The organism is Pantoea sp. GW821-FHT03E06, assembly GCF_059420725.1.
On the sequence record NZ_JBWKUG010000001.1, the window covers coordinates 1,408,550 to 1,422,480 of the forward strand.

Here is a 13,931-nt window from a genome sequence, read left to right on the forward strand (position 1 = left end):
AGTTGTTATCTTCACTGCAAATTTCAAATCGCGCTGACGGTGAATCCTCACTGCCAGGGCAGAAGTGGATAATGTGAGAGCAAACAAATGCAAGAGATCGTCAAAGGTTTTCTGAATTTTCAACAGAATGTGTTCCCTGAAAGGAAGGATCTTTTCAAAAGTTTGGCATCCAACCAAAATCCCAAAGCCCTGTTTATCTCCTGTTCCGACAGTCGTCTGGTGCCGGAGTTGGTCACGCAATCGGAGCCGGGTCAGCTGTTCGTGATCCGTAACGCCGGTAACATCGTGCCGCCGTTTGGTCCAGAGCCAGGCGGCGTGTCGGCCACCATCGAGTACGCCGTGTTGGCGCTGGGCGTGACCGAAATTATTATCTGCGGCCACTCCAACTGTGGGGCGATGAACGCGATTGCTTCCAATGCCGATCTCGAGACGATGCCTGCGGTCGATCACTGGTTGCACTACGCCAATGCGGCGAAAGCAGTGGTGGAAGAACGCAACTATGACTCCGTAGAGAAACGCCTCAATGAGATGGTGAAAGAGAACGTGATTGCGCAGCTGCACAATATCAAAACACACCCTTCCGTGGCAGTGGCGCTGCGTAAAGGCAAAGTGCGTCTGCACGGGTGGGTTTATGATATTGAGAGCGGCGGAATTATCGCCCTGACAAAAGGCGGTGAATCCTTCATTTCGCTGTCGGAAAACCCGGAAACCTGCTTCGAGTAATTCCCGCCTAACCACCTGCAATGCAGGTGGTTTTTCCTCGCATTTCGCGAAAATATCTCCCCTCGCTCATAACCAGCCTCTACACTTGAGAAGCAATTACCTCTATTAAGGGCTTTCTCATGCGATTTTCCCTTTCTGTTCCTGTCTTAACGCTGGCGTTGCTGGCGGCGGGATGTACCTCTCATGTTGCTGACAAAAAACAATATTCCGGCTTTCTCGGTGATTACAGCCAGCTGCAGTCGGCGCAATCACCGAGCGGCAAACCGACGCTGCGCTGGGTCTCTCCCGACTATCATGACGCCGATTACCGTGGCGTGGTGTATACGCCGGTGGTTTATTACCCGGTGCCGCATCCTACTGAGCGCGTTAGCCAGCAAACGCTGGATCAAATACGCGCCTATACCGATAGCCAGCTGAAGCGCGCAATCTCTGAGCGCAAACCGCTGGTGGCGCAAAAAGGCCCACACACGCTGGTGGTGAAAACGGCCATCACGGCAGTCTCTGCGGAAAATGAAGGCATGCAGTTCTACGAAGTGGTGCCGATTGCGGCGGTAGTCGCCAGCACCATGGCGGCCACTGGACATCGCACGCAGGAGAGCGCGCTGTTCCTCGAAGTGGAAGCGGTAGATGGGCAAACTGGCAAGCCGCTGATCAAAGTGGTGCGTAAAGCCTTTGGTAAGCCATTGCCGAATAGCAGCGCGCCAATCACGCTCAACGATCTCCGCCCGGGGATTGATGAGATGGTGCGCGATGCGGTGGCGTTTTCCGCACCGTAACGCTGAGCCCGGCTTCGCGCCGGGCTTAATGTTTTGTAAATCCTGCACATCCTTTATCACACGCTGACTACCCTTAACGGCAGACTGTGATCAAGGAGAATGCCATGCGTTTACTGCCCGCCGCGCTGCTGTTTGGCGCCTTAAGCTCTTCATTGCCGTTATTTGCCGCCGAAGTACAGGTCCAGGTTTTGCAGGATAAGCTCGATCATCCGTGGTCAGTCGCATTTCTGCCCGACAATCAAACGCTGTTAATTACTGAACGATCTGGTCAGCTGCGCAGTTGGCAGCCGGGCAAAGGCTTGTCACAGCCGATTGGCGGTGTGCCGAAAGTGTGGGCCAATCGACAAGGTGGTTTGCTGGACGTGGTGCTGGCGCCGGACTTTGCCCAGAGCCGTCGCGTATGGTTGAGTTATACCACCGCCGATAACACAGGGCGCGCGGGTGGCGTAGTGGGCTATGGGCGACTCAGTGATGACAATCGTCAGTTAAGCGATTTTAAGGTGGTACTGGAGCAAATGCCGAAGCTCTCGAGCGGCGCAAACATGGGGACGCGTCTGGCCTTTGATCATCAGGGTTTTCTCTATATCGCGTTTGGTGACAACTTTGCCAGCAGCAGTGCGCAGCAGTTGGATAAGCTCTCCGGCAAAATCATCCGTCTGACCCAGGATGGCGCCATTCCTCAGGACAATCCGTTTGTTGATCGCAAAAATGCCCGCGCGGAAATCTGGTCATACGGCATGCGCAATCCGCAAGGTCTGGCGCTCAATCCGTGGACGCAGCAAATGTGGGAAAGCGAGCATGGTCCACGCGGCGGCGATGAGGTGAATATCCCGGAAAAAGGCAAAAACTATGGTTGGCCGCTCGCCACCTATGGTATCGATTACAGCGGTGAAAAAGTGCCAGAAGCGCAAGGTACGGCCGTTGAGGGCACGCAACAGCCGCTGCATTACTGGAAAGTCTCACCTGCCATCAGCGGCATGGCGTTTTACAACAGCGCACGCTTCCCGCAGTGGAAAAATTCACTGTTTATCGGTGCCTTGAAAGAGAAAAGCCTGATTCGTTTGCAGGTTAATGGTGAGAAGGTGATAGAAGAGCAGCGACTGCTGGAGGACCGCGGTGAGCGCATTCGCGATGTCCGTCAGGGGCCGGATGGCTATTTGTATGTGCTGACCGATGAAGCCAACGGTAAGCTACTGAAAGTGGGGCTGACGGATGATGCCAGCACCCCGCGCGGTTAACTCAGCGTACCCAGTTACACACTTCCCAACCGCGCTGCTGCGCTTCCTGCAGCAGAAGCGGGTTGGGATTAATCACCCAGGCATGATCGGCATGCGCCAGCAGCGGCAAATCATTCATTGAATCGCTGTAGGCCCAGGTGCGTTCGAAGTGCCGATCCTGCTGTAGCGCCTTCCAGTCACGCAGGCGTGTCACTTTACCTTCGCGGTAGGTCATGGTGCCGTAGGTTTGGCCGCTGTAGCGTTCATCGACCACTTCCACGCCAATTGCTAATGCACCGTGCACGCCAAGGCGATTGGCAATCGGCACGGCCAGATGATCGCCGCTGGCGGTGATGATCATTACCGTGTCGCCGCGCTGCTGGTGCCACTCAATACGCTCGCGCGCGGCAGGGAAGACGCGGGGCATAATGTCGCGATGAATAAAGCGTCGCACCCAACCTTCAACGGTTAACGTTGCCATGCCAGCTAACGGGGCCAGCGTGGTGTTCATATACTCTTCAATTGATAGCGTACCGGCGTGATATTTTTCCATCAGGGTTTGCTCCTGCTGGATGATTGCTTCAGGGGCAAACCCCTGAGAAACCAGCCAGCGCAGCCATAGGCTGGTGCTGTCTTCACAAATCAGGGTTTCGTCCAGATCGAAAATGGCTAAGTCCATCGCGGCTCTCCTCAGGCAGACTGAAATCAGGTTAGCGGAAAAATGTGACTGGCTTAACTGTTCTGCGAAAAATCGGAATTACACGCAATTTTTATTGGCGGGTATTGGAGCAAAAGTGGCGACGCTACGCGGTTGGTGCCAGGGTTACTCTAATAAACTCTATAAAACTTTACGATTGGACGGTTTTTTTCGCTGGCGTGAACCGTTAGCGTTGGGCAAGACATGTCTTGCCTGCAAGAAAACCAAGATTTAACAAGGACAATCTGGTCACGCTCATGAGAAAAAACACCTTCGCTTCTGTCTGGCGGCCGCTGGCCGCCTCTTCACTGCTATTGCTTATTATTCCCGCCACCACGCTGGCTGAACAGGCGCCTGCGGCACCGCAAATTGATGCCAAAGCCTGGATTTTAATGGACTACAACAGCGGCAAAGTGCTGGCGGAGTCTAATGCCGATCAGCGTCTCGATCCGGCCAGCCTGACCAAAATGATGACCAGCTACGTGGTGGGCCAGGCGCTGAAGTCGGGCAAGATAACTAACGACGATATGGTGACCATCGGCCAGGATGCCTGGGCAACCGGTAATCCAAAGCTGCGCGGTTCGTCGCTGATGTTCCTGAAACCGGGCGATCGCATTCCGGTTTCGGAGCTTAATAAAGGTGTGGTGATTCAGTCCGGCAACGATGCCTGTATCGCTCTGGCCGATTACGTGGCGGGCAGTCAGGATTCGTTCATCGGCCTGATGAACAACTACGTCAAAGCCTTTGGCCTGCAAAACACGCACTTTATGACGGTGCATGGATTAGATGCCGACGGACAGTACAGTACCGCACGCGACATGGCGATCATTGGCCAGCGTCTGATCAGTGATGTGCCAGAAGAGTATGCGATTAACAGTGAAAAAGAGTTCACCTTCAATAAGATCAAGCAGATGAACCGCAATCGCCTGCTGTGGAGCTCTAATCTGAAGGTGGATGGCATTAAAACCGGTCATACGTCAGGTGCCGGCAATAATCTGGTGGCATCGGCAACTGAAGGTGATATGCGCCTGATTTCCGTGGTGCTGGGTGCGGCGACCGATGCGACGCGTTTCCGTGAAAGTGAGAAGCTGCTGACGTGGGGCTTCCGTTTTTATGAAACCGTCACGCCGATTAAAGCCGATAAGCCGTTTGCCCAGCAGCGCGTATGGTTTGGCGAGCATAGCCAGGTCAATCTTGGCGTCGCTAAAGACGCGGCCATTACCGTGCCGAAAGGACAGATGAAAAATCTCAAAGCCAGCTTTACGCTGAATTCACCACAGCTGGAAGCACCGCTGGAGAAAAATCAGGTCGTTGGCACCATCGACTTCCAACTGGATGGCAAAACCATTGAGCAACGTCCGCTGGTGGCGATGGAAGCGGTGCCGGAAGGTGGGTTTATTGGCCGGATTTGGGATTTCGTGATGATGAAATTTCACGGCTGGTTCGGGAAGTGGTTTAGTTAAGTGTCAGGAAATAAATGGTGCGCATCAATGCGCACCTTTAACATTTGTAGGGTCGCCATTCATGGCGACCACATCGCTCACTCGCGAATCCAGCCCTTCTTAATCGGCATGGCGAACAGCGCGCGATACACCTGATGCGTAAACGCCAGCATCCGCTCACCATACAGCTGCCACGCCATGTGCGATGCCAGACAACCCAGCATGCCCACCAGGAATCCACCCAGCATATCCAGCGGCCAGTGCACGCCGAGATAGACGCGTGACCAGGCAATGGCGCTCCCCACCACTAACAGCAGCACACCCGACCACATGCGATGCCAGAAGATAAATGCCAGTGCAAACGTGAAAATAGTGGTGCCATGATCGCTTGGGTAGGAGTCATCGGGTCGATGTGACAGGAACTGATGGCCGAAACCAATGGCGAACGGACGCGGATGCGGCAGCAGTTGCCCAACGCACCACGAGATACTCAGCGCATAAAGCAGCGCCATACCGGTTTTCAGCACCAGCGCGCGCTGTGACTGCACCTGTTCGCGCGGTCCCCACAGCCAAAGCGTTACGATGAGCAGCGGCACAATGGCAATCACATCTTTGGCGATAAATGTCGCCAGAACGATCAGCCACTGTGGCGAATCCTGCGTGGCGTTGATCCATAAAAAAAGCGTGTGGTTAAGTGCTTCCATCACGATGGCGTATCCTCGACTTGTTTACCCAAACAACACCAGCATAAAAATTGCCAGCAAAATAAAGCTGATAGCCTAAAAGCGCGCGCCTCTGGAATAAATAGTCGCGCTCTTAATCTTATTGCGGGTTGTTGGAGTGTTTAACTTTGATGAAAGTTGCATGAATATTGGAAAATAGCGTTAGCGCTGGGAAGGATGACAATTTTCGCTGAAGAGAACCTTAAGCCACAGGATCGAGAGCCATAAAAAAACCCGCAAGTCAGTGACCGGCGGGCTCCACAATTTGGGGATTTCAAAGAAAAGCAGTGGCACTTATTCAGACTGCGTCCCCTAAAGAAAGTTCTTTACGCTTGTAAATATATTTTTTAGAAGGGCAGCAGCGGCCAAACAATCACGATCAACGTGCCTGCCAGTGTTAACAGCACATTGGCAATCGCGTAGGTTCCCGCATAGCCCAGAGCAGGAATGCTGCTTCGCGCAGTATCGCTAATGATTTCCATTGCAGGTGCACAGGTGCGGGCTCCCATGATGGCACCAAACAGCAGCGCCCGGTTCATGCGCAGTACGTAAGCGCCAAACAGATAGCAGATTACCACCGGCAGCAAACTCACCAGTAAACCGCTCAGCAACATCAGCGCACCCGCGCTGCCAAAACCATGCTGCAAGCCGCTGCCCGCGCTCAGGCCAACGCCGGCCATAAAGACCATCAGTCCGAACTCTTTCACCATGGTTAGCGCACCCTGCGGAATGTAGCCAAACGTGGGGTGGTTGGCGCGCATAAAGCCGAGCATGATGCCGGCAAACAGCAACCCGGCGGCATTGCCGATGCCGAAACTAAAGTTGCTGAACTGGAAAGTGATCATGCCGATCATCAGACCAACAATAAAGAAGGCGCAGAAGGCGAGGAGATCGGTAATTTGGCTATGAATAGCGATAAAGCCAATGCGATCGGCAAGGCGCTTCACGCGACGTGCTTCACCGCTTACCTGCAATATATCGCCTTTGTTCAACATGATGCTGTCGTCGATGGGCATCTCAATCTGGCTGCGGATCACGCGGTTGAGGAAGCAGCCGTGATCGGTCAGTTTAAGATGGCTGAGACGTTTGTTTACCGCATTGTGGTTTTTCACCACAATCTCTTCGGTAACAATACGCATATCGAGCAGATCACGATCAAACACTTCTTTGCCGTTACGAAAGCTGGGATCAAGACGGGCGTGCGCATCGGGATAGCCAACCAGTGAGATATCATCGCCCAATTGCAGCATCGCATCACCATCCGGGCTGGCAAGAATGCCATTACGGCGCAGACGCTCAATGTAGCAGCCGGTTTGACGATGAATGCCCAGCTCGCGCAGATTTTTGCCCCCGCTCCACTCCACCAGTTCAGGACCGACGCGATAGGCGCGGATGACCGGTAGAAACACTTTGCGCTGACTGTCGGCATCCAGGCCGCGCTCGCGGGCAATTTGTTGCGCGCAGGTGGGCAGATCCTGATGCTGCAGGCGCGGCAGATAGCGCGCGCCAAAAATCAGGCTGACTAAACCGACCAGATAGGTGAGGGCATAACCGAGGCTGAGATTATCCTGCATCAGCGTAAGTTGATGGCTATCGGTGATGCTTTGCCGCAGTGTATCGCCGGCACCGACCAACACTGGCGTCGAGGTCATCGAACCGGCTAGCATGCCTGCGGTTAAACCAATGTCCCAACCGAACAATTTGCCAAGCGTCAGAGCGATTAATAACGCACTCACCACCATTACAATCGCCAAAAAGAAGTAGTTTTTACCGTCACGGAAAAATATGGAGAAAAAGTTTGGCCCGGCTTCTACACCGACACAAAAAATAAACAACATAAAGCCCAGACTTAAGGCATCGGTATTAATGGCGAAGTGCTGCTGGCCTAAAATCAATGAAACAACCAGGACTCCAATAGAATTACCGAGTTGAACTGAGCCAAGGCGTAATTTACCTAAGCAGAGTCCGAGCGCTAAAACGACAAATAATAACAGAACGTCATTTCCGCTTAACAATTCTGCGACGTTAATGTTCACTGTTTAACTTCTTCTTTACCTGTAACGGGTTGATGAGAGAGGCTTTTTTCGCTATCTTGTGCCGAACGCAAAGCGACGTGCAACAATATAGCGCAAGCAAATTCTAAAGCGGCGTATTCTAATCATAATTAACACCTTCAGCTATCGGCAGTTTTCATTCCTTCCACAGCCAGCTGTTTCTTTTTATTTCCACCTTGCGCATCAGGGCCGTAAAAGTTTCATAATTGTTAACATCAAAGTTGAGGATAATTATGTTGCAGCGCAATAATCGCTGGCCAGCATCAATTCTGGGCGTGGTGCTTTATACGCTGGTGTTTATTTATGCACATCATTTCTGGGGCGCAGCCAGTGAACAGGCCGTGCGTGGACAACCAGAATTGCTGCTATTTTTATTGCCGGGCATTTTTATGGCGCTATTACAGCCGGAAAGGCCCCTGCTCAGTACGTTATGGGTGGCATTGGGCGGTACGCTGCTGGGGATGCTGTGGTTAATACTGGCGACGCCAATGATACATAGCGGTTTGCTGATGGTAGCCTGGAGTTTAAGTGCGCTGTTTTGGGCGGGCTGCGGTGCGCTGCTGATCCGTTTGCTGCGGATTATGCTGGCGATGCGTGCCGGATAGCCGCATCAAAAACGGGCCCGCAGGCCCGTTATCTTATGCTTCGATACCCAGATTTTCTTTCGTCCAGGCAGCAAATTCGGTGTAACCACCGATGTGCCGATCGTCGAGGAAAATCTGCGGCACGGTGGTGACCGGTTTGCCGGCGCGCGCTTCCAGATCGGCTTTGGTGATGCCGGTGGCCTGAATGTCCACGTACTGATAGTTAAAATCGTCGCGCTCGCTGGTCAGCTTAGTAGCCAACTCTTTTGCACGTACGCAGTAAGGGCAGCTAGAACGGCCAAAAATCACTGCAATCATTGCTTCTCTCCTTCCGCTGCTGTTTTGTGACTAGAATCACATCACAGCGTGAATAATGCGTAACATCATGCCCGCCCATCCTGCTTAAAGGAAGAAGAATATACCTGTTACTCTAATACTTACCGCCTATACATTGGGTAAAAATGCGGTTAACGCTGATAGAACAACTGAGGAACCATCGCATGCGTAATCTCGCCACATTACCCAAACCCGTGTTACTGCTCGAAGTGCTCGGCGTGCTTGCCGTCATCGGTGCGCTACTGCTGACTAACGACTGGGTGAGCGCCCCCGATTTTATGGCGAAAAAGCCGCTGGCGACGCTACTGTTTTTTCTCGGTATTGCGTTGATGCTGCCAGCTGCATGGATGATGATGTGGCGGACGGCGAAGGCGATGGCACCGCAATTGTTTCATCAATCTAACAAAAAGAAGTAACCACCGGAGAGGATTATGACGCCGACTATCGATTTACTGTGCAGCCACCGTTCCATTCGCGCCTTTACTGAACAGGGCATTGAAGAGGCGCAACGCAGCGCCATTATCAGCGCGGCACAAGCGGCCTCAACCTCTAGCTTTTTGCAGTGTTCCTCCATTATTCGCATTACCGATCGGCAAAAGCGCGAGCAGCTGGTACAGCTAACTGGCGGCCAGCCATGGGTCAGCGCTGCGGCGGAATTTTGGGTATTCTGCGCTGACTTCAATCGTCATCAGCAAATCTGCCCGGATGCGCAGCTGGGACGTGCTGAACAGCTGCTGCTCGGCTGCGTTGATACGGCGTTAATGGCGCAAAATGCCATGATTGCGGCGGAATCGCTTGGCCTTGGCGGCGTGTTTATTGGTGGCATTCGTAATAGCATCGCTGAGGTAACCGCGTTACTCGAGCTGCCAAAGTTCGTGCTGCCGCTGTTCGGCTTCTGCATCGGCCATCCGGCAGATACGCCAGACGTTAAACCGCGTATGCCACAGGCGATGCTGGTGCATGAGAATCACTATCAGCCCGTCGATAAACGCGTGCTGGCACAGTACGATGAGCAACTGACCGCCTATTATCAGCAGCGCGACAGTAACCAGCGATCCGAAACCTGGAGCCAGCTGATACAGCGTCTGATTATTAAAGAAACACGTCCGTTTATGCTGGATTACCTGCATCAGCAGGGTTGGGCGACACGCTAAGCACAAGGAACTCTGCAATGAAGATGGCCATTCTCACCCGCGATGGATCGATTTATTCGTGTAAACGTCTGCGCGACGCTGCGGAAGAGCGTGGTCATCAGGTGCAGATCATCGATCCGCTCTCCTGCTACATGAATATCAACTCTGATTCCCCTGCAGTGCACTATCGCGGTGAGACGCTGGGACACTTTGATGCGGTGATCCCGCGTATCGGCACCGCCACCACTTTTTACGGCACGGCCGTTCTGCGCCAGTTTGAGGTGCGTGGCAGCTATCCGCTGAATGAATCGGTGGCGATCACCCGCGCGCGCGACAAACTGCGGTCGCTGCAGCTGCTGGCGCGTGAAGGGATTGATATGCCGATTACCGGCTTTGCCTCCTCGCCGGATGATACCGATGATTTGATCGCCATGGTGGGCGGAGCGCCGCTGGTAGTGAAACTGGTGGAAGGCACGCAGGGCATTGGTGTGGTGCTGGCGGAAACGCGTCAGGCGGCGGAGAGCGTGATCGATGCCTTTCGTGGCCTTAACGCGCATATTCTGGTGCAGGAGTTCATCAAAGAAGCGCAGGGGCGCGATATCCGCTGTCTGGTGATTGGCCATGAAGTGGTGGCGGCCATTGAGCGCGAGGCGAAAGAGGGCGATTTTCGTTCCAATCTGCATCGCGGCGGCAAAGCCCGAGCGGTAGCCATTACTGATAAAGAGCGGGAAATCGCGGTGAAAGCCGCCAGCACGCTCGGCCTCGAAGTCGCCGGCGTGGATATTCTGCGTGCCCATCGCGGGCCGCTGGTGATGGAAGTGAACGCCTCGCCAGGGCTGGAAGGCATTGAGGGCATTACCGGTTTAGATATCGCGACGATGATGATCCAGTGGATAGAGCTGCATGCTTGCCCCGGCTATCGTCCTAAAACCGGCGGCTGACCTGCGCTTTTCAGCGGTTTTCGTGGCATCCAGATCGGTTTTTCCGTAAGCTAAGGCGCTCATTTCTTCACCCCACAGGATATAACGATGGATTCACTGGTCGTTCCGGACATTGACGTGCTGCGTCGCTGGCTGGATCAACAAAATATCACCTGGTTCGAATGCGATGCCTGTCAGGCACTGCACCTGCCGCACATGCAGAATTTTGACGGGGTGTTTGATGCAAAAATCGACCTGGTGGATAACGTTATCCTCTTCTCCGCGCTGGCAGAAGTAAAACCCACGGCGCTGATTCCGCTGGTGGGCGATCTATCGCAGATCAACGCCAGTTCGCTCACGATTAAAGCTTTCGTTGATATTCAGGACGACAATCTGCCGAAGCTGATTGTCTGCCAGTCGATCAGTACCACCGCCGGACTCACCTTCGGTCAGTTCTCGCACTTTATGAAGCAGAGTGAAGAGGGCGTTTCCATGGTGATTATGGAGGCCTTCGCTAACCACCTGCTGATTGTGGAAGAGGAAGAGGAGCGACAACCCAGCTCCAGCAGCCACGCGATGCTGCATTGAGTTCCCCGCCTCGCTAACTGCCGCTTTTTGCGGCAGTTTTCATTCTAGCCCCACCGCTTTTTATTCTGCACTTTGCCCTTTATTGCCAGATATTAGTCGTGCTTTATGCCGCTAATGCCAAACCCCATAGCAGAAACATGCATAACTTATCGCGAAAAGGCGTTTTTTAAGCTGAGATCTGGTGCGGTGGGTAAGGGGGGGCTATTCTTGCGGGGCTGCTTGGGACGTACCACTTCAGCACATGTATAGGTTTTTGCTATTAAACTCCCGCTGAATATTGATTCATTGTGTGCCTGTAATTTTTACAGAAAACGCAACGTTCGGATCGCGTGTATACAGCGTTGTAATGACCCGCTCAGGAGGAAGGAAAACATGTTCAACCAACGTCAAAAATGGTTGCCAGGTGTGGTTGCTGGTGTGCTGATGGCTGCGGCCGCTGGTGCTCAGGCAGAAGATAAAACGCTGCATGTATATAACTGGTCAGATTATATTTCGGCTGACACGGTGCCGAATTTTGAAAAATTGACCGGTGACAAAGTGGTCTACGACGTCTTTGATTCCAACGAAGTGCTGGAAGGCAAACTGATGGCCGGTAGCACCGGTTATGACGTGGTGGTGCCGTCGTCGAGCTTCCTGGCGCGTCAGCTGCAATCCGGTGTGTTCCAGGAGTTGGATAAGAGCAAGCTGCCGAATTACAAAAACCTCGATCCCGATCTGATGGCGAAAGTGGCCCAGCACGATCCGGGCAATAAATACGCGATTCCTTATCTGTGGGGCACCACCGGTATCGGCTACAACGTCGATAAAGTGAAAGCCGCACTGGGGGCCGATGCGCCAGTGGATAGCTGGGATCTGGTGCTGAAACCCGAAAATCTGGAAAAACTGAAAAGCTGCGGTGTCTCCTTCCTTGATGCGCCGGAAGAGATTTTCGCCACTGTGCTGAACTACCTTGGCAAAGATCCAAACAGTTCTGATGCGAAAGATTACTCTGGCGCCGCCACTGATTTGCTGTTGAAACTGCGTCCGAACATCCGTTACTTCCACTCGTCGCAGTACATCAATGACCTGGCCAACGGCAACATCTGCGTCGCAATTGGCTGGTCGGGCGACATCCTGCAGGCGAAAGATCGTGCCGATAAAGCCAACAACGGCGTGCATCTGGGCTACAGCGTGCCGAAGCAGGGCGCACTGGCCTTCTTCGACATGATGGCAATTCCAAAAGACGCGAAGAATCTGGACGCGGCTTACCAATGGCTGAACTACATCATGGATCCGAAAGTGATCGCTGATGTGTCCAATAAGATGAACTACGCCAATGGCAACAAAGCGTCGCTGCCGCTGATCAATGCTGATGTGCGGAATAATCCGGGCATCTTCCCGACGCCGGAGGTGATGGCGAAGCTGTTTGTGCTCAAGGTCCAGGATCCGAAACTGGATCGTGTGCGTACGCGCTCATGGACTAAAGTAAAAAGTGGTAAGTAACTCGTTCTGAACGAGTATTGCCTGAAGACGACGACAGAGGTGCTGTACTGGCCTCTGTTGTGCCATTTTTAGCGGCTGGCTGTGCCGCGCGATTGTAGCGCCGGAGAAATGTTAGTGAACGACGCGATTCCCCGCCCCCCAAATAAAACGGCTAAGGCGTTGACGCCGCTGCTGGAAATTCGCAACCTGACCAAATCGTTTGACGGCCAACACGCCGTGGATGATGTCAGTCTAACCATTTACAAAGGCGAGATTTTTGCGCTGCTGGGTGCCTCCGGCTGTGGCAAATCGACCTTGCTGCGCATGCTGGCGGGATTTGAACCGCCGACCAGCGGCCAGATTGTGCTGGATGGCCAGGATCTCTCGCACGTGCCACCCTATCAGCGCCCGATCAACATGATGTTCCAGTCTTACGCGCTGTTCCCGCACATGACGGTAGAGCAAAACATCGCCTTTGGCCTGAAGCAGGACAAATTGCCGAAAGGCGAAATTAACAGCCGCGTCGAAGAGATGCTGTCGCTGGTGCATATGCAAGAGTTTGCCAAACGTAAACCGCATCAGCTGTCGGGCGGTCAGCGTCAGCGTGTAGCGCTGGCGCGCAGTCTGGCGAAGCGCCCTAAGCTGTTACTGCTCGACGAACCGATGGGCGCGCTGGATAAAAAGCTGCGTGACCGCATGCAGCACGAAGTGGTTGATATTCTTGAGCGCGTTGGCGCCACCTGCGTGATGGTGACGCACGATCAGGAAGAGGCGATGACCATGGCGGGCCGCATTGCCATCATGAACCGCGGCAAATTCGTGCAGATTGGTGAACCGGAAGAGATTTATGAACATCCCACCAGCCGTTACAGCGCTGAATTTATCGGCTCGGTGAATGTGTTCGACGGGTTACTGCGTGAGCGTGGCGAGGATGCATTGATCATTGATGCGCCTGGCCTGGTACATCCGCTAAAAGTGCAGACCGATGTGTCCGTCGTCGATAACGTGCCGGTGCACGTCGCGCTGCGTCCGGAAAAAGTCATGCTGTGCGAAGAGGTGCCGGCCGATGGCTGCAACTTTGCCGTGGGAGAAGTGGTGCACATTGCCTATCTTGGCGATCTGTCGATTTACCACGTGCGTCTGCGCAGCGGCCAAATGATTAGCGCACAGCTGCAAAACGCCCATCGCTACCGCAAAGGCGCACCAACCTGGGGCGATGAAGTCCGCCTCTGTTGGGACGCCGACAGCTGTGTGGTTCTGACGGTTTAAGGGGGCGAT

Annotated in this window: 15 protein-coding genes; 11 read left to right on the forward strand and 4 right to left on the reverse strand. The window is 53.6% G+C overall.

Going from position 1 to position 13,931, the window contains the following annotated elements:
• Positions 1–87 precede the first annotated feature (87 nt).
• The 3 genes from AC07WB_RS06490 to AC07WB_RS06500 all read left to right on the forward strand — a co-directional run bounded on the left by AC07WB_RS06490 (position 88) and on the right by AC07WB_RS06500 (position 2,737).
• Complete coding sequence (locus tag AC07WB_RS06490; protein ID WP_097094410.1) at positions 88–723, forward strand: carbonic anhydrase; 636 nt, start codon at positions 88–90, stop codon at positions 721–723.
• A gap of 119 nt (positions 724–842) precedes the next feature.
• Positions 843–1,499 carry a DUF3313 domain-containing protein gene (locus AC07WB_RS06495; protein ID WP_400455219.1) on the forward strand — a complete coding sequence of 219 codons (657 nt, stop codon included), beginning with the start codon at positions 843–845 and terminating at the stop codon, positions 1,497–1,499.
• A 104-nt stretch (positions 1,500–1,603) separates the two neighbouring features.
• Entirely contained in the window at positions 1,604–2,737 is a 1,134-nt protein-coding gene (locus AC07WB_RS06500) for a PQQ-dependent sugar dehydrogenase (protein WP_494940215.1), read from the forward strand.
• A 1-nt stretch (position 2,738) separates the two neighbouring features.
• Here AC07WB_RS06500 and AC07WB_RS06505 read toward each other — a convergent pair whose 3' ends face one another.
• On the reverse strand, positions 2,739–3,395 hold the full coding sequence (locus tag AC07WB_RS06505) for an HAD family hydrolase (RefSeq protein WP_097094407.1): 657 nt from the start codon (positions 3,393–3,395) through the stop codon (positions 2,739–2,741).
• A 275-nt stretch (positions 3,396–3,670) separates the two neighbouring features.
• Between AC07WB_RS06505 and AC07WB_RS06510 the strand changes: the two genes are divergently transcribed.
• The gene (locus tag AC07WB_RS06510) at positions 3,671–4,876 is read left to right on the forward strand and encodes a serine hydrolase (RefSeq protein WP_097094406.1); all 1,206 of its coding nucleotides are present in this window, start codon (positions 3,671–3,673) and stop codon (positions 4,874–4,876) included.
• A 77-nt stretch (positions 4,877–4,953) separates the two neighbouring features.
• Here AC07WB_RS06510 and ybjG read toward each other — a convergent pair whose 3' ends face one another.
• Both ybjG and AC07WB_RS06520 read right to left on the reverse strand, forming a co-directional pair.
• The gene (gene ybjG / locus AC07WB_RS06515; RefSeq protein ID WP_097094405.1) at positions 4,954–5,559 is read right to left on the reverse strand and encodes an undecaprenyl-diphosphate phosphatase; all 606 of its coding nucleotides are present in this window, start codon (positions 5,557–5,559) and stop codon (positions 4,954–4,956) included.
• A gap of 365 nt (positions 5,560–5,924) precedes the next feature.
• Entirely contained in the window at positions 5,925–7,613 is a 1,689-nt protein-coding gene (locus AC07WB_RS06520; protein WP_345826991.1) for an aspartate:alanine antiporter, read from the reverse strand.
• 251 nt (positions 7,614–7,864) lie between these two features.
• On the opposite strand from AC07WB_RS06520, the gene ybjM reads away from it, so the two are divergent.
• Positions 7,865–8,236, forward strand: coding sequence for an inner membrane protein YbjM (ybjM, locus tag AC07WB_RS06525; protein WP_345826990.1), 372 nt, complete (start codon positions 7,865–7,867; stop codon positions 8,234–8,236).
• Positions 8,237–8,269: 33 nt separating this feature from the next.
• On the opposite strand, the gene AC07WB_RS06530 is transcribed toward ybjM, so the two are convergent.
• Positions 8,270–8,533 carry a GrxA family glutaredoxin gene (locus AC07WB_RS06530; RefSeq protein WP_097094402.1) on the reverse strand — a complete coding sequence of 88 codons (264 nt, stop codon included), beginning with the start codon at positions 8,531–8,533 and terminating at the stop codon, positions 8,270–8,272.
• Between the two features lie 182 nt (positions 8,534–8,715).
• Between AC07WB_RS06530 and AC07WB_RS06535 the strand changes: the two genes are divergently transcribed.
• From AC07WB_RS06535 to potG, 6 genes are all read left to right on the forward strand, one after another.
• Positions 8,716–8,967 carry a DUF1418 family protein gene (locus AC07WB_RS06535; RefSeq protein WP_097094401.1) on the forward strand — a complete coding sequence of 84 codons (252 nt, stop codon included), beginning with the start codon at positions 8,716–8,718 and terminating at the stop codon, positions 8,965–8,967.
• A gap of 15 nt (positions 8,968–8,982) precedes the next feature.
• Positions 8,983–9,705: an oxygen-insensitive NADPH nitroreductase gene (gene nfsA, locus AC07WB_RS06540; RefSeq protein WP_097094400.1), complete on the forward strand. Its 723-nt coding sequence runs from the start codon at positions 8,983–8,985 to the stop codon at positions 9,703–9,705.
• Between the two features lie 17 nt (positions 9,706–9,722).
• Positions 9,723–10,625, forward strand: coding sequence for a 30S ribosomal protein S6--L-glutamate ligase (rimK, locus tag AC07WB_RS06545; RefSeq protein WP_400455230.1), 903 nt, complete (start codon positions 9,723–9,725; stop codon positions 10,623–10,625).
• Between the two features lie 87 nt (positions 10,626–10,712).
• Positions 10,713–11,192 (forward strand): YbjN domain-containing protein, encoded by a 480-nt coding sequence (locus tag AC07WB_RS06550; protein WP_097094398.1) that lies wholly within the window; start codon positions 10,713–10,715, stop codon positions 11,190–11,192.
• Between the two features lie 372 nt (positions 11,193–11,564).
• Positions 11,565–12,674, forward strand: coding sequence for a spermidine/putrescine ABC transporter substrate-binding protein PotF (potF, locus tag AC07WB_RS06555; protein WP_097094397.1), 1,110 nt, complete (start codon positions 11,565–11,567; stop codon positions 12,672–12,674).
• Positions 12,675–12,788: 114 nt separating this feature from the next.
• Entirely contained in the window at positions 12,789–13,922 is a 1,134-nt protein-coding gene (potG, locus tag AC07WB_RS06560) for a putrescine ABC transporter ATP-binding subunit PotG (RefSeq protein WP_176519190.1), read from the forward strand.
• Positions 13,923–13,931: the final 9 nt, after the last annotated feature.